Below are 23,824 nucleotides of genomic sequence, written 5' to 3'. Positions count from 1 at the left end.
CGGGTAGTGAGTTTTGTTTAGTAATTAGGATCACCGTCCAGTGGAAGTATAAACAGGAAACGTGCTCCTTTGGTGTAACTCTTATCCAGTTTCACTTCACCTTTCAGGCGCCCGGCAATGATGGAACAGATATTCAGTCCGAGTCCTGTGCCCTGTTTAAATTCATCCAGTTTGCTGAACCGGTCGAAAACATAGTCTGCCTGGTCTGCCGGAACTCCCGGACCGGTATCTGTAACGGAGAAGGTTATCTTTCCCGGATTCTCTGTGAGAGAGCAGTGGAGGTGAATTTCCCCCCGTACCGTGTGTTTCTCCGCATTGGTCAGGAAATTGATAAGTACCTGTTGCAGGCGTTCTTTATCCGTCACAAACAAGAAGTCATTCGGTGCGTCGGAAGTGAAATAGGACTTCACTTCTTTCGGATTACGATGCACAACAGAAGCCATTGCTATCTGGCATAACTCATTGCAGCGATGAGGCGCCAGATGCATGGTGTATTTACCACTTTCCAAACTGGCAAGGTCAAGGACATCATTAATTAGCGTAGTCAGTAACTCGGAATTCTGCTGGATAAGCATGCTGAACTCTGCTTTCTCTTCCTCGTCCACCTCCATATCCGGAGTGGATAAAACTTGTGAGAATCCGACTATGGCATTGAGCGGTGTACGTATCTCGTGGCTCATATTCTGTATAAAGAAACTTTTCATCCGGTCCGATTCCTCGGCATGGTCGCGTGCAACGGTGAGCTCTTCATTTTTCTCCTGTAGGATAGCCATTGTTCTACGGCGTCTGTACAGGTAGAATATCAGGAAGCAGGTGAAAAGAAACAAGAACGAAAGTACGAGACTGAGAGTTACGATGTAATGTTGAGAAGCACTTTGCTGCTCTTTTAAGATGGCTTTCTGTTTTTCCGCTTCTACATTGAGACGTGCCAGTTCCAGGTTCCGGTTCTTCAATACCAATTTGCTGTTCTCAGCATTTATCTTTTCCAGTTCAGATTGTGACTTAGTCCGCTCCAGTTCCAATTGGGTATTCCTTAAGTTGAGTGCTGCATTCTTATATTCCAAGGCCTTGGCATCCAATTTCATGCGTTCGTTGCCTATCTGTGCATTCAGTTCAGCGATGTCTGTAGATTGTACCAGACGGTTGATTGAATCTTGGTGCTTGTGAATCAACTTATTATATGTATAAGCCTTTTCATAGTCTCCTGATTTCAGATATAATACATGAAGTATCTGGTAAACCTGCAACGGGCTTCCTATCGAATCAGCTGCTATATATGCCTGATCGTATTTTTTATCCAGAACAAGTTTGCAGATACGTAAACGCAACAAAGCTGATTTGCGGATAACACCATATTGTTCGACCAGTTGCAGGCATTCTTCATAGCAAGTGTTAAAGTCATCGATTCGGTCCATACTATACAGAGTCTGGCATTTATCCATTAGGGAAGCTACACGGCTCTCATTGGTTTTAGCAGTTTTCACGGCTTTCTCATTGTATTCCAATGCTACTTCACCTTCGTCTTTCTTTCGGTAATACTCAGCAAGGTTCATATAAAGGTATGACGGATCTTGTTCGGGCAAATGCTTCAGCATGTATTCCAAGGCATTTTTGTAGTACTCGGCTGCTACCTCACTATTCTGACGCATATAGTAGATGTGTCCCAAGGTACGAATACACGAAAAGATGCCGTAGTTGTGCTGGTCTTTGAAAGCCTGTTCTTTCATTTCTTCGGCTTTGTGCAGGGCACGCAGTGAATGTCCGTTGTTAAGGAGCCAATTTATTTCGCTCGTATATGCGGAATAGTAATATTGCAGATAGTTGTTTTTGCGTGCCTCTTCCTTTAATTTAGTGGCTGCCTGTTCCAGTTTCTCATAATTGCCGGAACTATAGTAGAAACTTACCGGAATGGTAAGTGCCAAACATTGTGCTTTTTTGTCTTTCTTTTTGGTTGCTTCTGCATAAAGAGTGTCAGCGATAAGCAATCCTTGGGGATAAGTTCGTGATTTGGTGGCGCGCTGAAAAAAGGGGTATAAAGAGTCATCTATCTTATAAGGGTTGTTTTGTGCTCCGGCAGGAATAAAAAGCCCTGTGAGAAGTAGTAAAATTAGTATGTTAGTGTATCTTTTCATCTTATCTTTTACAAGAGAATGTGACAAAGATACTTTTTATGCTTAATAATTACAAGAAAATGGAGAAAAAGTAGTAGTCTTTGGATTGAGAATTCCTAATTATTATTTATAACTACTATACATATATTGCTGATAATCAGTTAATGTCCTTTTTGTTTCCTTTTATGTCCGATATCTGCTTTGATGAATAACTCCACTCCGTTACTTTTGTCAACAGAAAAACAACTTGAATTTGATGACATGCAGAGACACATTCTTATCTTGATTACTTGTTTGCTGGCAGTAGTTGCTCCGGCACAGAACAAAGTACCCAAAAGCGTTCCTACTATTTATGTAGATGCCGGCGGCGTCATGCGTTGGTCGGATACGAAGAAAGAAGCTTCTTTCTTTGGTGTGAACTATACCTTACCCTTTGCACATGCTTACCGGGCGATGGGTTATCTGGGAGTGGATCGTAAAGCTGCCATCGACCGTGATGTCTATCACATGGCACGCTTGGGATTGAATGCTTATCGTATTCACATCTGGGACGTAGAGATTTCTGATGCAGAAGGTAACTTGCTGGAAAATGAACACCTGGAACTATTGGACTACCTTATCCATAAATTACAGGAACGCGGTATCCGTACCGTTATCACGGCACAGACAAATTTTGGTAACGGTTATCCGGAACGTAATCAGCCTACCAGTGGTTTCTCTTTAAATTATGATAAATGTGCCGTTCATAGTGATGCAGATGCTATTGTTGCACAGGAAAAGTATATTGCTGCTCTTGTACGCCACGTGAATCCTTATACAGGTTATGCTTACAAAGACGATCCTTATATCGTAGGCTTTGAAATAAACAACGAGCCTTGCCATCCCGGCACTGTTGCTGAGACGCGTAATTATATAAATAAGATGCTGTCCGCCCTGAAGCGTGCAGGCAACCGCAAACCGGTGTTTTACAATGTCAGTCATAACCAGCATGTGGTAGAGGCTTACTATTCTACAGCCATACAAGGTACTACCTATCAATGGTATCCTATTGGTCTTGTATCCGGACATACCCGCAAGGGAAACTTCCTGCCTTCCGTAGACCGCTACGATATTCCTTTCTCCAATCTGAAAGGTTTCAATAAGAAGGCTCGTATGGTTTATGAATTTGATCCCGCTGATATTCTTTATTCCTATATGTATCCGGCAACTGTACGCACTTTCCGCACAGCCGGTTTCCAGTGGATTACTCAGTTTGCCTATGATCCTATCGACATGGCGGCCTACAATACCGAGTACCAGACTCATTACCTGAATGTAGCATACACTCCGAATAAAGCTATCGGATTGATGATTGCCGCAGAAGTGGCACAGAAAGTGGGCAGGGGAGAGAGTTTTGGCAGTTATCCGGCAGATACATTATTCAATGATTTCCGTGTCAGCTACGTGCAGGATTTAAGCGAACTGAATGACGGAGAGAAATTCTACTATTCCAATACGACCCAAACTCGTCCGAAAGATATTTCTCAGCTTCGCGCAATAGCCGGTTGTGGCAAATCTCCGGTGGTGAATTATGAAGGTACGGGAGTTTATTGGCTGGATCGTCTGGAAGAGGGCGTTTGGCGCTTGGAAGTAATGCCCGATGCCGTACAGGTTAGTGACCCGTTTACAAGGCCTTCTTTGGATAAAGAAGTAATGCGCATTGTTTCCGGTGCATGGGATATGACTCTGAATTTACCTGATTTAGGTAAGCAATTCCGGGTGAACGGCTTGGATAATGGAAATACGTTCAGTTCACAGGCTGCGAATGGCAAGATTTCGACTCTTCGTCCGGGTGTTTATCTGTTACAGCGTGAAGGTATATCGGCTTCCGGTAAATGGACTACTGATGCTCATTGGCAGAATATTACTCTTGGTGAATATGTATGTCCATCCATTTCTGATGATAAAGGTTTTACTGTTACTCATTCTCCTGCCAAGACAGTAGATGCCGGTAAAGATTTACAGATAGAGGCCATTGTAGCGGGTAATGAAATGCCCGATTCCGTTATTATCTACACAGATAAGATATCTTTCTGGAATGAAAAGAATCCTTATCTGAAAATGAATCATACAGGTGGTTACATTTATCGTGCTACCGTACCTGCTACAGAAATAAAAGAGGGTTGTTTTAGGTATAACATCGTCGTTTGTCAAGGCGATAAGCGACAAACGTTTCCTTCGGGAGTAGCCAGGAGTCCGCTGGATTGGGACTATACTTCGGCTACCCTGTGGGAAACCAACGTAGTTGCTCCTGAAAAACCATTGTCTCTGCTGGAAATAGGGGATGCTGATAGTAAATTGGAAACATATACTATGCCCGGATGGAGCCTCACGAACCGCCAGTTAATGCAAAATGCACCGACAGAGAAGCCGACCTTGCGCATTACCTTTGAGTCTAAAGATAAGGCGCCTGTCTTCGTTCTTCGTCGTTACATTAAGGAGGATATCGATGGACGCCCTGAGCGACTCGCTTCCTGCCGCACTTTGTGTATCCATGCAAAGAAGATTCCCGAAGGACTAAAAGCAGGCTTCATTACTTCTGACGGATATACCTATCTTGCTTCGTGTGCCGCTGCAACTGATGGTATCATTCGTGTACCCTTGCAGGATTTGGAGCAAACAAATACAGCTTTACTTCCCCACGTCTATCCGGTCTTCCTTGATAATTATTTCCGTCCGCAGACTGAAATACCTTTCAAGGTAGAGGGGATTGAAACTCTCGAACTCTCTTTTGATGGAGTTGCTGAAAAGGCTATGGAAATAGAGATAGGGAGTATCTGGCTTGAATGATTACGCTTTTATTACTTATATTTGTATCATTGATAACTATATTTGCCATGAAACACATGAAATTTTTGTCTTTCTTTTTGGGTATTGCTTTTGCTATAATAGCGTGTAGCAGTAATAACGAAACAATTCCTGCGCCGGAGGTCGATCCCGACGGTGACGATGGAACTACAGAGGTGGAATTTGCCAAAGGTGCTGACATAGGGTGGGTCACCGAATACGAATCCAAAGGCTACAACTTCTATAATGCCAAAGGTGAGCAGCGTGAGTGTACGGCTCTGATGAAGGAACTGGGGCTTGATGCCATTCGTATTCGCGTATGGGTAGATCCGAGTAAACATGGCAATTGGTGTAACACTGCCGATGTGGTGGAGAAGGCCAAAAGAGCCAAAGAGTTGGGGATGGATGTAATGATAGACTTTCATTACAGTGATTGGTGGGCTGATCCCGCCCAGCAAAACAAACCCGCGTCATGGGTAGGAAAGAATCTGGCAAACTTGAAAAGTGCCATTAAAGACCATACGGTGAGTGTGCTTCAGGCCTTGAAGGAGATAGGGGTTATTCCTAAATGGGTGCAAGTGGGGAATGAAATTCGTCCGGGCATGTTGTGGGATGAAGACGTGGCTTTGAGCGGCGCATCTTATAATGTGACGGAGAAGGATTTGAAAGATGCACCGGCAAGTGCTACCGACAAAGTGGTATATCCCATGAATTGGGCCAACCTTGGTGCTTTCGTCACTACCGGATACGATGCTGTGAAGTCGGTTTTTCCCGATGCTATTGTGATTGTTCACTTGGACAATGGATGGGACAGCGGTTTGTTCACTTGGTTCTTCGATGAATTGAAGAAGAACGGCGGCAAGTGGGATATGATAGGTATGTCGCTTTACCCTTATTGGTCGCGTGATGCCAAAGAAGGCTATTCATCTGCCGATGCCGTCATTACGGACTGCATCAGCAATATCAAGGCTTTGAGCACCAAGTACAATTGTGATGTAATGGTGGTAGAAACCGGTATGGAGTGCGCCGATGACAATGGTAAGTTGGCAAGTACCTCTGTTTTGAACGAGGGAAAGAGGCAGCTTGCCCGTATCTTGAAGGAGTGCAAGGAAAATACCAACGGTCGTTGTAAAGGAGTGTTCTATTGGGAACCGGAGTGCAGGCCGAGTCAATATAGGTTGGGAGCATTTACAGAAGGCGGTTATCCTACTGTTATAATGGATGCTTTTAAATAACATTAATTAAATACTTTGATTGAAAATGAAGAAGATACTATTCATCTCTTTCTCCTGCTGTATTCTTTTCTCTTTGATAGCAAAAGCTCAGCGTATAGAAACACTGTTGGAGAAGAACTGGAAGTTTACGAAAGGTGAAGTAGCGGAAGCCATGAAGCCTGAATTTGATGATCGTAAATGGGAAACCGTAACCGTACCTCATGACTGGGCCATCTTCGGTCCTTTCGATCGCAGCAATGACTTGCAGGAAGTAGCGGTAACGCAGAACTTCGAAAAGAAGGCTTCTGTCAAGACCGGACGTACAGGTGGACTCCCTTACGTAGGAATAGGTTGGTATCGTACTACGTTCGATGCTCCCGCTAATCAGCAGACGACACTTGTCTTTGATGGTGCAATGAGTGAAGCCCGTGTATACGTCAATGGGCAAGAAGCATGTTTCTGGCCATTCGGATATAATTCTTTCCATTGCGATGTCACCGGATTTTTGAAAAAAGACGGTAAGAACAATATCCTTGCCGTGCGTTTGGAGAATAAACCGCAATCTTCCCGTTGGTATCCCGGTGCAGGGCTTTATCGTAATGTGCGCGTAGTGAGTACTGATAAAGTGCATGTTCCAGTATGGGGTACTCAGCTGACTACTCCTCATGTTGCTGATGAGTATGCCTCGGTACGTCTGCTGACGACTATTGCTAATGATGAAGGAAAAGATATCCGTATCGTAACAGAGATTATCTCTCCTGATGGGAAAGTTGTTGCGACGAAGGATAATACCCGTAAGATTAATCATGGTCAACCTTTTGAACAAAATTTCTTGGTGAATGCTCCTTGCTTGTGGTCGCCGGAGACACCTTATCTATATAAGGCTGTTTCCAAAGTTTATGCCGATGGCAAGCAAACGGACGAATATACTACTCGTTTCGGTATCCGTAGTATAGAAATCATTGCTGACAAAGGATTCTTCCTGAATGGTAAGCACCGTAAGTTCCAGGGGGTATGTAATCATCACGATCTCGGTCCGTTAGGGGCTGCCATCAATGTTGCTGCATTACGTCGCCAACTCACACTGTTGAAAGATATGGGTTGCGATGCCATTCGTACCGCTCACAATATGCCTGCGCCGGAGTTAGTGCAACTCTGTGATGAAATGGGTTTCATGATGATGGTGGAACCTTTCGACGAATGGGACATTGCCAAATGTGAGAATGGCTATCACCGCTATTTCAACGAGTGGGCAGAACGTGATATGATAAATATGCTGCATCAGTTCCGCAACAATCCTTGTGTAGTGATGTGGAGCATCGGTAATGAAGTTCCTACCCAATGTAGTCCTGTTGGCTATAAAGTTGCTTCTTTCTTGCAGGATATCTGTCATCGTGAAGATCCGACACGTCCTGTTACTTGCGGGATGGATCAGGTTTCTTGTGTTTTGAAGAATGGTTTTGCAGCAATGATTGATGTACCCGGTTTTAATTATCGTGCACACCGTTATCTGGAAGCTTATGAACTGCTACCGCAGAATATAGTGCTTGGTTCCGAAACCTCTTCTACCGTTAGTTCCCGTGGCGTATATAAATTCCCTGTAGAGAAACGCGGGGATGCGAAATATGATGATCACCAGTCTTCCGGATATGACTTGGAGCATTGTGCCTGGTCTAATGTTCCCGATGAGGATTTTGCTTTAGCAGATGATTATGACTGGACTATCGGTCAATTTGTTTGGACAGGATTCGACTATCTGGGTGAGCCTTCTCCTTATGATACGGATGCATGGCCGAGTCATAGTTCGCTGTTTGGTATCATCGACCTTGCCAGTCTCCCTAAAGACCGTTACTATCTGTACCGTAGTCTTTGGAATAAGAATGTGAATACACTCCATGTACTTCCTCACTGGACATGGCCGGGTAGGGAAGGAGAGAATACTCCTGTTTTCGTTTACACAAACTATCCGACTGCCGAACTTTTCGTCAATGGGAAAAGTTACGGTAAACAGCATAAACTGACAGCCGAAGAAAGTAAAGCTATTCAAGGCAAAGATGCGCTTGCTCTCCAACGTCGTTACCGCTTGATGTGGATGGATGTTCCTTATGAGCCGGGTGAAGTGAAAGTCGTAGCTTATGATGCTTCAGGTAAAATAGCAGAGGAGAAAGTGGTCCGTACTGCTGGTAAACCTCATCATCTGGAAGTGGTAGCTGATCGTTTGCAACTTACTGCCGATGGCAAAGACTTAGCCTATATCACAGTTCGCGTGGTTGATAAAGATGGAAACCTTTGTCCTTCGGACAGTCGTCTTGTTAACTTTACGGTGAAAGGTGCGGGTCATTATCGTGCTGCTGCTAATGGAGATGCTACTTCACTCGATTTGTTTCACTTGCCGAAGATGCCTGCTTTCAGCGGTCAGTTGACGGCAATTGTTCAAACGGCTGAACAACCCGGAGAAATCGTTTTCGAGGCTAAGGCTAAGGGGGTGAAATCAGGTAAGGTTGTGCTGAGGTCTGTTACAGAGTAAAGAAAAGAGGGTATCACCACATTATTTGAAAGTGAAGTGATGCCCTCTTTTTTTATTATTCTACCACCCATTTTTCAATATTCCGGGTTTTCTCGCTGAAGTTTACTCCAATTTTAAGCAATTTCCGTCCATCCATCTCGAAAGGAAGCGCATAATGCTTGTCATTAATTTGCTGCAAAGCTTCTTCGGCAGTGCCTTCTAATTTGAACTCCATGATATAGATGAATTTATCAGTCCGCAATACGAGGTCGATGCGTCCGTCGTTTGTATTATATTCTACTTGGGTATAGAAACCTATCAATTTGAAAATAATGAAGAGTACATTTTCATAATGTAATTCTTGCTCGCGGATTACTTCGTAAGTGGTATCTGCAAAGAAACTTTGTAGGCGGCGGAAGAAGGAGTTATAATCTCCCGATTCTACTTCACGAACAAATTTCTGAATCGCAAATGGGGTTTCTACTTTACTGACGTTTGTATAGAAAGGCAAGAGGAAACGGATAAAGCCTTCCTCTACTTCGCGATTGGGGAATCCTAAGCGATACATACCAAAGCGTTCGTCATATCCTTTGATGGTAAGATATCCGCTTTGATAAATCACCGGAATAGGATTGGTCGATTCAGAGTCTATGCTATTCAGCACTTGGGCATCAGTCTCTTCGTGTGCCATTCGTTCGAGGTTGTAATGATGCTTCTTGAGTAACTTCACTAAGTAGGTAGGCGTTCCCGTCTCAAACCAATAGCTTCCGAATTCTTTGCGTTTGAAGGCGTTGAGCAGGCTGAAGGGATTGTACATACCAATGGAATTATGCGTAAAATGATAACCGTCATAATTCTCCTTGAGTTCGGTGCAAAGCTTATCGTACGTCACTCCCCGGGCAGCGGCAAATTCATGAAGTTCAGCTTCCAGGTTATCGTGAATCTCCCGTTCGCTGATGCCGCAGATTTCAATGTATTCATTCCACATTGATATGTCGTCCAAGTTGTTCAGGTCGCTGAATACACTGACTTTTCCGAATTTTGTCACTCCTGTCAATAAGGCAAACTTGATGCAACCATCCATTGTTTTTAGTGCTCCATAAAATGGCTTCAAAGTGTTCCTGAATTGTTTTTGCAGTTCTTCGTTACCAATGGCTTGCAACATGGGCTTGTCGTATTCGTCTACCAGGATAACAACGCGCTGCCCTGTTTGTGCATAGGCACGTTCTATAATGCCGGCAAAGCGCAGGGAGAAAGAACGTTCGGATGGTTCGGCGCCATAGAGCTTTTCCCATGCAGTCAGTGATTTCTCAAGAATATTGTCCAAACTCTGTGGCACATCATATTTTTCGATATTGAGGTCGAGGTGCAGTATCGGGTGCTCTATCCAGTCTTTCTCCAGCCTTTCCATGGCCAGTCCGCTGAACAACTCCTTCTTCCCTTGAAAGTAGGCTTCCAGCGTTGAGATGAGCAGGCTCTTGCCAAAGCGGCGCGGGCGACTCAGGAAGTAATAACTGCCGGTCTTTACCATTTGATAAATCAAGGCTGTCTTATCAATATAGAAATAACCGTCCTTACGAATCTTCTCGAAGTTCTGTATGCCTATGGGATAAATTTTATTGCTCATATTCTTCTGTTTTTGCACATCAATACACAAAAGTACTTATTTCTGTTTTATTCTCGGTATTAAAAAGGGAAATTTAATATAGACTTGTCAAAGCCGTATCCGGTCCGTATCATCTCCGTGTCTATAGGAAGCGAACTGATACGGAGATGGTACGGAGCAGATACGGAGGTGCTATGGAGATTGTATGGAGATGTTGTGGAATTGATTCTTTTCCGAAGCGTGAGGTTTCTGTGAAATATTATCTTTGCCATAACAAGATGTGGCTTTTTTGCCATTGTGACAAATTGTATTTTTAGTTGGCTGAGAATGCGCTGTTTCTATCCTGCTGCTGGTGAAAGCTGAAAGATGCAAATGAAAGTAAGTAAATGACATAGTAACTATATTACCCACCCATAAGTAGTAACCTTTTTCTGCATAAATAACTTGTATTGTGGTATGTATATGCAACAATGACGAATTTTTATTCCTTGTTTATTCATAGAATATGCTGGAATGCAGTTTTGAATTTTTGTTCGTGTTATAGAATGTATGCAAATGTAATCATTGTGAGGGTAAATTGTAAAATTAGGCTCCGTTTTGATATTTCATGACGTTTTCCCATTTGAAAATGCTTAATATATCTATCAGATCTTCTTTTGAAATATAGATTCTTTCATCTGGCTGTAGTTGTGCAATTCCGTGCAATCGTTTGCACTGCTGCTATTGCATATTTCTTATCTTTCTTATATTTTAATATTTTAATAAAGCATATTTTTGTTGCGTCGTGTTATAGATAGCTTAAAAGCAAAAAAGCAATCGAAAGATAATTTCGAATATATAATACTTAGGTAATTAATATTGTTAACTTTAATTTTTTAAATGCATGAAGCAAGTTAATCTTAGAATCTATCGAATGATTCTTCCCCTATTAGTAGGGTTATTCTTGTCTGTAGGCGTTTATGCACAGAACATTACCGTGAAAGGGCATGTAAAAGATGCCACGGGATTGGAAGTGATAGGCGCAAATGTCGTAGAGAAAGGTAATACCTCTAATGGTACAATTACTGACCTTGATGGAAACTTTACGTTGACTGTTCCCAAAGGCGCTACATTAACAATATCTTTTATTGGTTATCAGACACAAGAGGTGGCAGCCGCTTCTATGGTAATGGTGACGCTAAAAGATGATGCGGAGCTCTTGAGTGAAGTTGTGGTTGTGGGATATGGTCGTACGAAGAAAGATGACCTTACAGGTTCGGTAACGGCAATCAAACCGGATGAACTCAGTAAAGGTATCACTAACAATGCACAAGACATGTTGGTCGGAAAAGTAGCTGGTGTTGATGTTATCACTGCGGGGGGTACTCCGGGTGCAGGTGCTCAGATTCGCGTGCGTGGTGGATCTTCCCTCAATGCCTCAAATGACCCGTTGATTGTAATTGATGGTTTGACTATCGATAACAATACTCCAAAAGGAATGAGTAATCCTTTGGCTATGGTAAACCCAAATGATATTGAAACCTTTACAGTTTTGAAGGATGCTTCTGCTACTGCTATTTACGGTAGCCGCGCTTCAAATGGTGTTATCATTATCACTACTAAGAAAGGTAAGAGTGGTTCTGCTCCCAAAGTCTCTTATAATGGTGACATGACGATTTCAATGATTCAGAAAAAGTATGATGTACTTAATGGTGATGAATTCCGTGTACTTGTCAATGACATTTGGGGAGATAAAGCCGGTGAGGTAGGTATGGGTAATGCTAATACGGATTGGCAGGACCAAATATTCCGCACTGCCATCTCGCATAGCCACAATGTCTCAGTATCCGGTGGTTTGAAGAATATGCCTTATCGTTTGAGTTTGGGATATAATTCTTCTGATGGTATCGTTGAAACTTCATGGATGCGTCGTGCCAACATTGGCTTGAATCTTTCTCCTTCTTTCTTCGACAATCACCTCAATTTGAAGATCAATGCCAAGTATATGTACGAGAAAGACCGTTATGCTGATGCAGGAGGTGCGATAGGATCTGCCCTTTCGATGGATCCCACGCAGCCTGTATATTTCGATGCAGATGATGCCCGTGCTCCTTTCTTTGATGGCTATTTCCAACATACACAGTCGCCTAAAGATTTCAATGCTGAGTGGAAATATACTAATAATCCCAATGCTCCTCAGAATCCTCTGGCTCTGTTGAAACTTAAAGATGTGCAGGCTGCTGCCAATGACTTTACAGGTAACTTTGATGTGGACTATAAGGTGCATGGTTTTGAAGATTTACGTCTGCATGCCAGCTATGGTGGACAGTATACGGAAAGTAAACAGGACGATATAATCTCCAAGTATTCTTATTCTAACAACTACTTTGGCTGGAATGGAATAACGCAGACTTATAAATATAGTGTTACTGCTAATGCTTATGCTCAGTATGTGAAGGAAGTAGGCGCTCATAATTTCGATATAATGGTTGGTGCTGAAGAAAGTCATTTCCACCGCAGTGGTTACGACTATGGTCAAGGTACCGATCCTTACGATGGTACTCCTCATGATGCCAAATTAAGAGAAGAACAAGCATGGGCTACGCATAATTCTTTAGTTTCTTACTTTGGACGTCTGAACTATACGCTACTTAATAGATATATGCTTACAGCTACGTTCCGTGCCGATGGTTCTTCGCGTTTCTCAAGTGATAACAGATGGGGATATTTCCCTTCCGTGGCATTGGCATGGAAAATCAATGAAGAAGCATTTATGAAGAAGCTTACTTGGTGGAATGAGTTTAAACTCCGTTTAGGTTGGGGTATGACAGGTCAGCAGGATATTAATTCTGACTTCGGTTATGAAACTCACTATACTTCAAGTGACTCTTTCGCTCAGTATCCTTTTGGTGATACTTACTATGGCACTATGCGTCCGTCGGCTTACAATCCCGATTTGAAGTGGGAGACTACAACTACTTATAACGCCGGTTTAGATTTGGGTTTTCTGAATAACCGTATCTCAGCCAATATTGATGGTTACTATCGTGAAACCAAAGATTTGCTGAACTCTATTACTATTCCTGTAGGAATGCAGTTTGGTTCTCAATTGACAAAGAATATCGGTTCGCTGAAGAATTATGGTGTGGAATTCTCTATTAATGCTAAACCTATTGTTACTAAAGATTTTACTTGGGACGTGAGCTATAATATTGCCTGGAATCATAATGAGATTACTGACTTAGTGGATGGCGATGCCGGTTACTATGCATGGGCAGGAGATAAAATCAGTCGTGGTAACAATACTCTGATTCAGGCTAATACTGTAGGTAAAGCTACTAATTCGTTCTTTGTTTATCAACAAGTATATGATGAGAATGGCAAACCTATTGAAGGTATGTACGTAGACCGTGATGGAAACGGACGTATTGACAATGGTGACCGCTATTTTTACAAGAAGCCCTCTGCTGATGTTATTATGGGGCTTACGACTAAATTCCTTTATAAGAATTGGGATTTGAGTATGTCTTTCCGTGCTTCTATCGGTAACTATGTTTACTACGACTTCTTGTCGAATCGTGCAATGGTCAGCCAATCCGGTCTGTATTCCAATAGTGCCCTGCATAACTCTACTGCAGAGGCTGTAGCATTAGGCTTTACCGGTGTAGGAGTAGGTAACGATAACTATTTGAGCGATTATTTCGTACGTAATGCTTCTTATCTGAAGTGTTCGAACATCACTTTAGGTTACTCTTTTCCTGCATTGTTTAAGGTGGCTGGTCATGAAACATGTTCTGGCCGTGCATTCCTTACTGCTCAAAACCCTTTCATTATTTCTAAGTACAAAGGTATCGACCCTGAAGTGGCAAGCGGTATTGACTCTAATCCTTATCCGCGTCCTTTCAGTATTCAAATAGGCTTGAGCCTGAATTTCTAATCTATTAAATGCATATAAAGATGAAACATATATTTTTGAAAACAGCCCTTGCAGCCCTTCTTATGGGTGGAGTGGCAACGTCGTGTATCAACGACTTGAATATTTCGTCTATTGATCCGCAGTCCAGTTCATCGTATGGAGATATGGAGCTGCTGGCTAAAATTTACAGTACACTGGGTCTGACTGGACAAAAAGGTCCTGCCGGTAGTGGCGATATTAGTAGTGATGAAGGTGAAAGCGGCTTTTACCGTACTACATTCAATTTGCAAGAACTGTGTACCGATGAATGTCTTTGGGCTTGGCAGACTGACCCAGATATTCCTCAAATTACCAATATTGACTGGACGGCTTCATCTGTCCGCGTGCAATGGGCATTCCAGCGTCTGGCTTTTGATGTGACACTTTGTAATTTCTATCTTACTAACACAGAGGATAAAGCAGAAGATCCTGATTATAAACTTTATCGTGCCGAGGTACGTTTCCTACGTGCGCTTCATATGTGGTACTTCCTTGATCTTTGGGGAAAGGCACCTTTCAAGGCAACTTATGACATTTATGAGTTGCCGGTAGAGAAAGCTGGTAAAGAACTTTATGATTGGATTGACAAAGAATTGACTGAAATAGAGCCGGATCTTGCCGAAGTGGGTGCATTTAATAATTCTTCCAACTTTGGGCGTGCCGACAAAGGTGCTGCTTATATGCTCCATGCCCGTTTAGCTCTGAACTCTGCTGTTTATACCAAAGGTGCTGTAAAGGACTATCAGAAGGCTATTGACTATTGTGACCTGCTTGATGGAAAATACGAGCTTTCCAAGACTGAAAAGAATGGCTATACAGGTTATGAACAAGTGTTTATGGCCGACAATGACCAAAATCAGCAAGCCATGAAAGAAATTATTCTGCCTATCCGTCAGGATGGAGCTAAAACAAAAAGTTATAGTGGTGCCAACTATTTGGTAAGTTCTACTCGTATCACCGGAATGCCTTATATGGGTACTTCCAATGGTTGGAGTTGTAACTTCTCCCGTGCGGCTTTAGTTAAGAAGTTCTTCCCTACTATTGAAGATTGTCCGCTTGCTACAGAGAAAGCCCCCGATGGTGCAACGGAGGCTGAAATAATAGCACTTGATGCTGCAGCAGGGACTGCTACCAAAGATGTACAGGAAAAGGCTAACGATCATCGTGCACTCTTCTATTCCGGTTGCGGTGGTGGACTTCGTAAGTTACAGGCTGAACAGATTGCAGGCTTTAACTCCGGTCTTGCTATTGTGAAATGGAGTAATATCCGCACGGATGGTGCAGCGACTTCACACAATGAATTCCCCGATGTTGATATTCCTTTGATACGCTATGCCGAGATGTATCTGACTCGTGCAGAAGCTAAGTTCCGTCTGACAGGTGATCCGCAACAAGCACGTGCTGACATTGAAGTTTTGCGTAGCCGTGCAGGTGCTTCTACTCCTGCTACCATTACCGAACAATATATTATTGATGAATGGTGTCGTGAGTTCTATATGGAAGGTCGTCGTCGTAGTGACTTGATTCGTTTCGGGCTTTTCACTGGTGACAAATATGTTTGGGATTTCAAGGGAGGTGTAGCAGAAGGAAAAAGTGTAGAAAATTTCTTCAACGTATATCCGATTCCGGCTGATGACATCAATGGCAATAAGAACTTGACTCAAAATCCGCGTTATTAATAGAATTTATTATCGAACTACTAAAATCGAAACAATAATATGAAAAAGATACTGCTGGGAATGTTGCTACCCGTTCTTACTTTGGTGTTGGTCACCTCATGTGAGAAGGATATGGATAGCAATCCTACATTCCACGAAAATACTACAGGATTTGTATTGAATATGCCTGCCAACGCAGCCAATAATGTATTGGATTTGCTGACTACTGATGAACTCACTTTTACCACCAGCCAACCTGATTACGGTGGCATACCTTTGAGTACTAACTACGATGTGGAGATTTCTTTTGAAGATTTTACAGCAGAAGAACCTGTGTATAAAGTTGTGACAAGCTCTACTTCTGCTACCATTAAAGTATCTGGTAGTAGATTGAATGATGCTGTAATTACTATGTTTCAGGATGCTAATGAAGGCGTGACATATCCTTCTAATGAAGTGAAAGAACTCTATGTACGTCTACATGCTAACGTTAATGGTATGGACTTGGGGAATTGCTACTCTAATGTTATTAAGATTCAGGTGATAGCTACTTATCAGGCTCCGAGTATAACGTTGCCCGAAGATCTCTATGTATGCGGTTCGAGCATTGGTGCTGCTTGGACAACTTGGAGACCAATGGCACTTATTAATGGTATGGCTGGTAACTTCTTTACGATAGTTTATCTTCCTAACGACGCCGAATTCAAGTGGGGAACTTATCCTCAACAATGGTTGGGTCATGCTGATTTTAAAACTATTGATGATCAAGCAGGTGCAGATATTTCTGATAATGGTGGCAATGTGAAAGTAAAAAATGGTGGCTGGTATACGCTCTATATTAAGGGTAAGATTAATGGTGAAGCTATTGACTACACGCTGACTCTTTATCCGGCACAACTCTTTATTACTGGTGATCCTAATGGAGGATTTACTCCTGGTACTCCTTCTACTCCGATGGTTGCTCCCGCAGATAACAGTGGTCAGTGGGTATCTGCTGAATTTGTATCAGGAGGTGAGTTACGTGCTTATGCTCAAGTAGGTGAGTTTGACTGGTGGAAAACAGAGTTTACGCTTTTGGATGGCAAGGTTTTCTGGCGTGAGAATGCCAATATAGCCAGCAACTGGAACACTGATATGGGATCCGAATATAGTGTAAATGCCGGAGCAGGACAAAAGCTCTATCTTACTGTAGGTTCTACTGAAGATGGCTTAGATACGGGTGAGGTGAAATAAGCTGAATGATAATCTTATTTAAAAAGAAAAACATTATGAAGAAAAATCAAATACTCGCAGGTCTATTCCTCGCCGGAATAACCTTAGGTGCTTGTACGGATGACTATACGGATTGGGCTAACCCCCAATCCAATTCTCCCGAAGAGGCTGCTGCTAAATATGAAATTAGTTTCGCTGCAGGTGCTGATGCGGTCATAGATATGGATAAGTTTTACAGTACTATTGAAGAGGAAGCACAAAAGACTGATTCTGTGGAAATAGCTGCTCTATCTTCATCGAATTCCGAGGTGGCTTCAATCAAGGTGAACAGTATAAATATCAATGGGGTAACCATCAATGCTGCATTCAAGACAGGGAATATAGTGAAGGTGAATACTCTTGAACTTGATTCTGTGGTTCGCGATGCTTTTTTCAGCCGTGCCCATGTAGAGCGTGTGCTGGATGTGAATATGAATCTTGCCGTTAAATTGAGAAATGGTGAAGCGGTAAACATCTCGGGCACTTCTCAAGCCAAACTTACTCCGATAACTACCCCGGAAGTTTGTGCTGACGGATATGCGTTGATAGGTGATTTTGTTGAAGTGGGCGACTATTGGGATCCTGAACATCCCGTCATTATGAAGGCCGTTGAAGGTAAAGAAGGGATTTATCAAGCTACGATAGAAACTAAGGTTGCAGGTTCTAACTGGTTTAAGATCTATGAATCTTATGATATAGCTGGCGGTTGGGATGCTGCTAATGCCGGGCAGATTGGTTGCCGTGTAAATGGTGACGACAAAACTGAAAACTTTGCTGTTTGGACGGGTGATGTATATAATGTGGAAACTCCTACAATTACAGGAAAAGGGCATTTTGTCATTACATTTGATGCTGTCAACTACACTTATTCGGTTACTCCTGCTACTGCTTATCTCTATATGGCCGGTGCTGCAAACGGCTGGAAACAGATTGATGCAATGGCAAGTCCTGAATATAATAATGTCTATAAGGGCTATATGTATCTCAATCAAGAAGGTTTCAAATTCTGTTCAGAGGAGAATTGGAATGGTACTAACTATGGCGCAGACTTCAGTACTGCTGCTGATGCTGCCAATATTATGATGACCGAAGAGGCGGGTTTCTATCAAGTGGTTGTTGATCTGAATGAGAAGACTTATACCTTGACTCCCATTGCGATAGGTATCATTGGTCCTGCTACTCCCAGTGGTTGGGATGCCGATACGGATATGGAATTGGCAGAATACACAGAAGAAGGTAAAGGTACCGTACATTATTGGACTATCACTACCGAATTGAAAGCGGATGAGTTAAAATTCCGTGCCAATGATGCTTGGGATATTAGTTGGGGTGGCACTCGCGAAAATCTAACTACCAATAACGGTGCTAATTTGAAGATTGAAACGGCTGGTACGTATACCATCAACCTTTATCCTCTTTGTGAAGGTAAATCTTATTGTACGATTGAAGCTGTTAATTAACTGAGGTTGACTATAGAATATCTATAGTGATTTTAAAGATCAACGCTGTTAGGTATTTTGATAAAGACCCTCTTTCTCATAATTGAAAAAAATGGGGAAGAGGGCTTTGTTTTTCCATTGAAGTCATAAATAATGTCGTTATGAAGCATCTTAGATTAATCTTTGTTATCTCATTCTTGCTAACTTTATGTGTCGAAACTCATGCTCAACAACGTCTTTTGGGTGGTGATATTTCTTTGTTGCCAAGTTACGAGGAGGCAGGAACTGTGTATCGTGATGAGAAAGGAAGAGTTGTAAAACCTCTTGAATATTTTAAAGAACAAGGTTGAAATGCTATCCGTGTCCGTCTTTTTCAATGTGACTTCTTTGCCAGATAGCATATATGAATATACTAAGGATAGTCTTGAGCATATGGTGAAAGAAGGAGCGTTCCCTGACTTGATACAAGTGGGTAATGAGATAATCAATGGAATGTTATGGCCAGTAGCAAAAGTGGATCCGCTTGGAATGGAAAATTGGGATTTGTTTGTTAAACTTTTGGAGAGTGGCGCTAAGGCTTGTCGTGAAATTTGTCCCAAAGCAAAAATAATCATACATACAGAGAAAGCAGGTGAATGGAATAAAATTAAAACTTATTACAATCATTTGTGGCAACTTGATTACGATATCATTGGGCTTAGTTATTATTCTATGTGGCATAAGGCTGTAGGGGTACTTGCTGCTACGCTTGATTCTCTTGCTATAGAATTTCCGGACAAGGAGGTGATGATAGTTGAGGCTGCCGCCTACTATTCCTACGAGAATGATCAATGGGCAAAAAGTGCATATGAACACTCTGAATTCTATCCTATTACTGTCGAGGGGCAACGTGTATTTACTCATGAGCTGGTAGCTGAACTACGTCGTCATACCAATGTAACGGGAGTTTTTTGGTGGTTTCCCGAAGAAAATGCTTGTGGCAATACCATAACTAAGGGATGGATTAACCGTGGACTTTTTGATAATCATACAGGGAAGGTACTTCCAGCAATGAAAGAGCTTCATTTCTTTATACAACCGATTACTCGTTGATTTGAATTTTTCTTATTCCTTATTAGCGGATCATTATGTTTTGTAATAGTATCTTTAAACTTTATGTATCATGAAAATTAGAACTTTATTTTTATTTCTTGTTTTATTGTTATGTCAATCGGGATTTGCTAAACAAATAGTGTTGTCAGAAAAGATCATTGAATATCTTGAGTTTGAATCTTCTACTGTACCTTTGCATGATACCTTTGTCGGGCTTTCTGCTGGTTATTCTAACAAGAAAAGTGAGGCGATTGATAAAATAGAACCTACTTTTTGGTGGTGTGGTATGAAGAATACTCGTTTACAGTTGATGGTGTACGGATTGAATATAGCAACATATAAACCAGAAATTAATTATCCGGGAGTTGTTTTAAAGGAAGTATGTCCAATGGAAAGTCCGAACTATCTGGTTTTGTATTTAGATGTGAAAGATGCGGTGCCAGGTAAATTTCAAATAGAATTTATTAAAGGTAAACGTAAATTAAATTGTACTTATGAATTGAAAGAACGCCAGCGTAGTAGTGAAGATAAGATTGGCTTTAATTCTTCTGATGTTGTATATTTATTAATGCCGGACCGTTTTGCCAATGGTGATGAAAGCAATGACAGTATACAGATGAGGCATCCTTATGAAGTAAACCGTAAGGATGTGAATGCTCGTCATGGCGGGGATTTAGCCGGTATCATGCAACATCTTGATTATTTAGATAGTTTAGGTGTTACAGCAATCTGGACGACTCCTGTCTTGGAAAATGATATGGGTGAAGGTTCTTATCATGGTTATGCTGCAACCGATTACTATAAAATAGATCCTCGTTTGGGAACTAATGAGGATTACGTCCGTTTGGCAGAACTTATGCATCAACGTGGCATGAAACTGATAATGGATATGGTTTTTAATCATTGTGGAACCAATCATCCTTGGTTGCTCGATCCACCGATGCACAGTTGGTTTAATAATTCGCATAAATATGTTGAGACCAATCATAATAAAACTGTATTTTTTGATCCTTATGCTTCGGATATAGATAAACTGGAATTAACGGATGGGTGGTTCGTACCTACAATGCCCGATTTGAATCAGAGGAATCGTTTTGTTGCTGATTATTTGATTCAGAATTCAATTTGGTGGATTGAATATGCTGATTTGGACGGTATTCGCCAAGATACATATGTATATCCGGATCCGGATATGATGGTACGTTGGTGTAAAGAAGTTTTTGAGGAGTATCCAAATTTTAATATTGTGGGTGAAGTTATGGTTCCTAATAACCCTGTCGGTACTGCATATTGGCAGCAAAACAACATAGTAAATGGGAAAGCTAATACAAGACTGAAATCAGTGATGGATTTTCGTTTAAGGACAATAGCAGCTGACGTTTTCCATGAAGAAACATCTTGGAATACCGGTCTGCAACTTCTTTTTGAACATTTTGCTTATGATTTTTGCTATCCTGATATTAATAATGTGATGCGTCTGCTTGAGAATCATGATACGGATCGTTTTTTATTGGAAGATCCGGAAAATTTGAATGTATATAAACAGGCGGTTACCATGTTGTTGACAATTCCTGGTATTCCACAATTATATTATGGACAGGAATTATTAATGACTGGTAGTACAAAGAAAGATTTTGGATATGTACGTCCGGATATGCCGGGAGGTTGGAATGGAGATGAAATTAGTGTTTTTCAAGAAAGTGGGAGAACGGCTATGCAACAGGAAGCTTTCAATTTTATGAAAAAAATGCTGCATTGGCGTAAAGGAAATGCTGCTATATCTAAAGGCAAAATGAAGCATTTCATGCCTCGTAGCAATGTATATGTGTATGAGCGTTCTTATAATGGTAAGAGCATACTGGTTATAATGAACGGAGTTAACAAGGAAGTTGACTTGGATTTAACGTTTTATAAAGAGGTTATAGGAGATAGAACTAATTCGAAGAATGTGTTGACGGATAGTAATGTGCCATTAGGAAAAAAACTTCATTTGCAGCCAAAAGAAGTGCTTGTGCTTGAATTATGATATTGAGTAATTGAGGTTTCGTAAGTTAGTGATTTATTTAGGAACAGACAATATTAGAAATAATGGTATGTTTAATAACATTCTAAATTGTATTTGTAACAGCTTGTAAGTACATTGGTCATGGATAAATATGTAATACAATGAAAATGAAATTCCTTTTTATAGCATTTACTTTGCTGCTATGTCATTATGGTATTGCGCAGCAAACCGTTTCTTTAGGACAACTTGTAGAGTATCCTGGCTTTAACTCTTCAATTGTCACCCCGCGTGATGTCTTTGTTTGGCTACCTTCTGATTATTCTCCAAAAGAGAAGTATGATGTTCTTTATATGCATGATGGTCAAATGCTGTTTGATGCGAATACCACTTGGAATAAGCAAGAATGGGGGATTGATGAAGTTGTAGGAAAACTCCTGAATGAAAAGAAGATCAAACCCTGTATTGTTGTAGGAGTGGCAAACATCCCGGAAACGAGATATGCAGACTACTTTCCTCAAAAAGCATTGAAGAACTTACCGGATAGTATAGTTCCGGGTGATGTGGGGTTTAATGCGGATAACTATCTTCGTTTTTTGGTAGAAGAAGTTAAGCCTTTTATTGATAAAAAGTATTCCACGAATAAAAGTGTTGAGCATACCTTTGTGATGGGTTCCAGTATGGGCGGCTTAATTTCACTATATGCACTTTGTGAATATCCGGAAGTGTTTGGAGGAGCTGCTTGTATGTCAACTCATGTCCCTATGATATTAAGTAATGAACTCTCTAAAGAAAAAGCGGACCAATGGTCGGAAGCTTTTCGGAATTATCTGGATAAGAATCTCCCAAAGGCTAACAGCCGTATGATTTATATGGATAGGGGAGATGCCACTTTAGATGCTTATTATCCTCCTTATCAAGATAAACTGGATAGTCTGATGGCGAGGAAAGGTTGGAAGACCCCCATGTGGATATCTAAGGTTTTTCCGGGAGCTGGACATACGGAGGAAGATTGGAATAAGCGTTTGGATAATCCGTTGATATTTCTTTTGGGAAGTGAAAGGAAGAATGCTATTTGTGATAATCACGATAAGAACCTTTCACCTGATGATTATTTGATATCTAAATTTAAGGAAGCAGACATTGTTTTGTTGGCTGAGGATCATGGGGTGAAAGAGAATTTGGATTTTGTTCGAAACATGATACCTAAATTGTATGAGAATGGTATTTATATGTTGGGTATGGAGTTCGGGGCATACGAAGATCAACGACAATTAGATTCATTGATAAATGCACCAAAGTATGATGAACAATTGGCTCGTCAGTTGATGTTTAATTATAATACCCGATGGGCTATCGTCGAGTATATGAGTATTTATAAGGCTGCATGGGAGTGGAATCGTTCGTTACCGGAACAAGCGAGGAGGTTCCGTATTTTGAATATCAGTTATCGGTATAATTGGGAAGCGTTTGAAAAGGTGAGAACACCGGAAAATATGAAAAAAGTTTTTCCTTTGGGGAATACGGAAGATTTCAGATGTGCACTTTTAGAACGTGAAGTGCTGTCTTGCCATGAGAAAATATTGGTTTTGACAGGGACAATTCATGCATTTACATCCTATTGTTTTCCTTATTATGATTATACTTCTCCTGATTTTGTGCGCTACGAAAAGCGCTTCTTAGGAAATTTACTCTATTCAAAATATAATACGAAAGTAGTTTCTGTGGCTTTACATCAACCTTTCTTTAATTATCCAAATCATCAGCCTGCATTGGTTTCTCCAGCAGTAGGAAAATTGGAAGTGATAATGAGCAAATACAACAATAAACCTGTTGGTTTTGATTTGAAGAGGTCGCTTATAGGAGAATTACGTGATCATAGTTACTACTCAATGGGGTATACAGACTTTACTTTAGCAGATTTATTTGATGGATATATATTTCTTAAACCTATAAAGGAATTATCTTCCTGCACTATTGACTATAAATTTGTGAATGATGGAAATTGGGAAGAGGCTGTTCGTAATAGTCCTGATCCGGATTGGCATCCGCGTCCACAGAACAAAAAGCAGTATTGGGAGACAGTGACAGAATTCATGAATATTAAAAAGAGGTATGAAAACGTCCAATGAAGTGGAAAGTAAGAGATGTTTTTTTGTCTTATATGAATGATAAGCCTATTAAA

General features: G+C 41.3%; 13 protein-coding genes. 11 read left to right on the top strand and 2 right to left on the bottom strand.

The genetic code is table 11. The annotated features are described in order from the left end of the window. Positions 1–17: 17 nt before the first annotated feature. The gene (locus BACINT_RS14690) at positions 18–2,132 is read right to left on the bottom strand and encodes a tetratricopeptide repeat-containing sensor histidine kinase (protein WP_007664409.1); all 2,115 of its coding nucleotides are present in this window, start codon (positions 2,130–2,132) and stop codon (positions 18–20) included. Positions 2,133–2,372: 240 nt separating this feature from the next. On the opposite strand from BACINT_RS14690, the gene BACINT_RS14685 reads away from it, so the two are divergent. The 3 genes from BACINT_RS14685 to BACINT_RS14675 are packed head-to-tail and all read left to right on the top strand — an operon-like array spanning position 2,373 to position 8,678. Then, on the top strand, positions 2,373–4,940 hold the full coding sequence (locus tag BACINT_RS14685) for a glycoside hydrolase 5 family protein (protein ID WP_021968262.1): 2,568 nt from the start codon (positions 2,373–2,375) through the stop codon (positions 4,938–4,940). A 47-nt stretch (positions 4,941–4,987) separates the two neighbouring features. After that, the gene (locus BACINT_RS14680) at positions 4,988–6,172 is read left to right on the top strand and encodes a glycoside hydrolase family 53 protein (protein WP_021968263.1); all 1,185 of its coding nucleotides are present in this window, start codon (positions 4,988–4,990) and stop codon (positions 6,170–6,172) included. Between the two features lie 25 nt (positions 6,173–6,197). Beyond that, positions 6,198–8,678: a glycoside hydrolase family 2 TIM barrel-domain containing protein gene (locus BACINT_RS14675; RefSeq protein WP_007664406.1), complete on the top strand. Its 2,481-nt coding sequence runs from the start codon at positions 6,198–6,200 to the stop codon at positions 8,676–8,678. 55 nt (positions 8,679–8,733) lie between these two features. On the opposite strand, the gene BACINT_RS14670 is transcribed toward BACINT_RS14675, so the two are convergent. Then, positions 8,734–10,284 (bottom strand): ATP-binding protein, encoded by a 1,551-nt coding sequence (locus tag BACINT_RS14670; protein WP_044155063.1) that lies wholly within the window; start codon positions 10,282–10,284, stop codon positions 8,734–8,736. Between the two features lie 862 nt (positions 10,285–11,146). Between BACINT_RS14670 and BACINT_RS14665 the strand changes: the two genes are divergently transcribed. The 8 genes from BACINT_RS14665 (at position 11,147) to BACINT_RS14635 (ending at position 23,771) form a co-directional block, all read left to right on the top strand. Continuing rightward, positions 11,147–14,179 (top strand): SusC/RagA family TonB-linked outer membrane protein, encoded by a 3,033-nt coding sequence (locus BACINT_RS14665; protein WP_007664402.1) that lies wholly within the window; start codon positions 11,147–11,149, stop codon positions 14,177–14,179. A 20-nt stretch (positions 14,180–14,199) separates the two neighbouring features. Further along, a complete protein-coding gene (gene susD / locus BACINT_RS14660) occupies positions 14,200–15,876 on the top strand; it encodes a starch-binding outer membrane lipoprotein SusD (protein WP_044155062.1) in 1,677 nt (558 codons plus the stop codon). Between the two features lie 39 nt (positions 15,877–15,915). Continuing rightward, complete coding sequence (locus BACINT_RS14655; protein ID WP_007664400.1) at positions 15,916–17,088, top strand: SusF/SusE family outer membrane protein; 1,173 nt, start codon at positions 15,916–15,918, stop codon at positions 17,086–17,088. Positions 17,089–17,123: 35 nt separating this feature from the next. After that, on the top strand, positions 17,124–18,566 hold the full coding sequence (locus BACINT_RS14650; RefSeq protein ID WP_021968267.1) for an Outer membrane protein SusF domain-containing protein: 1,443 nt from the start codon (positions 17,124–17,126) through the stop codon (positions 18,564–18,566). 140 nt (positions 18,567–18,706) lie between these two features. Then, positions 18,707–18,895, top strand: coding sequence for a hypothetical protein (locus BACINT_RS24580; RefSeq protein WP_007664398.1), 189 nt, complete (start codon positions 18,707–18,709; stop codon positions 18,893–18,895). An 82-nt stretch (positions 18,896–18,977) separates the two neighbouring features. Continuing rightward, a complete protein-coding gene (locus BACINT_RS14645; RefSeq protein ID WP_232288769.1) occupies positions 18,978–19,637 on the top strand; it encodes a glycosyl hydrolase 53 family protein in 660 nt (219 codons plus the stop codon). 70 nt (positions 19,638–19,707) lie between these two features. Continuing rightward, the gene (locus tag BACINT_RS14640) at positions 19,708–21,663 is read left to right on the top strand and encodes a glycoside hydrolase family 13 protein (RefSeq protein WP_007664396.1); all 1,956 of its coding nucleotides are present in this window, start codon (positions 19,708–19,710) and stop codon (positions 21,661–21,663) included. Between the two features lie 140 nt (positions 21,664–21,803). Further along, complete coding sequence (locus tag BACINT_RS14635; protein ID WP_007664395.1) at positions 21,804–23,771, top strand: alpha/beta hydrolase; 1,968 nt, start codon at positions 21,804–21,806, stop codon at positions 23,769–23,771. The last annotated feature ends 53 nt before the right edge of the window (positions 23,772–23,824 follow it).

The organism is Bacteroides intestinalis DSM 17393, from assembly GCF_000172175.1.
Classification (GTDB): Bacteria; Bacteroidota; Bacteroidia; order Bacteroidales; family Bacteroidaceae; genus Bacteroides; species Bacteroides intestinalis.
Note: the sequence above shows the minus strand (reverse complement) of the source record. Positions and strands in the feature narration are given on the sequence as shown.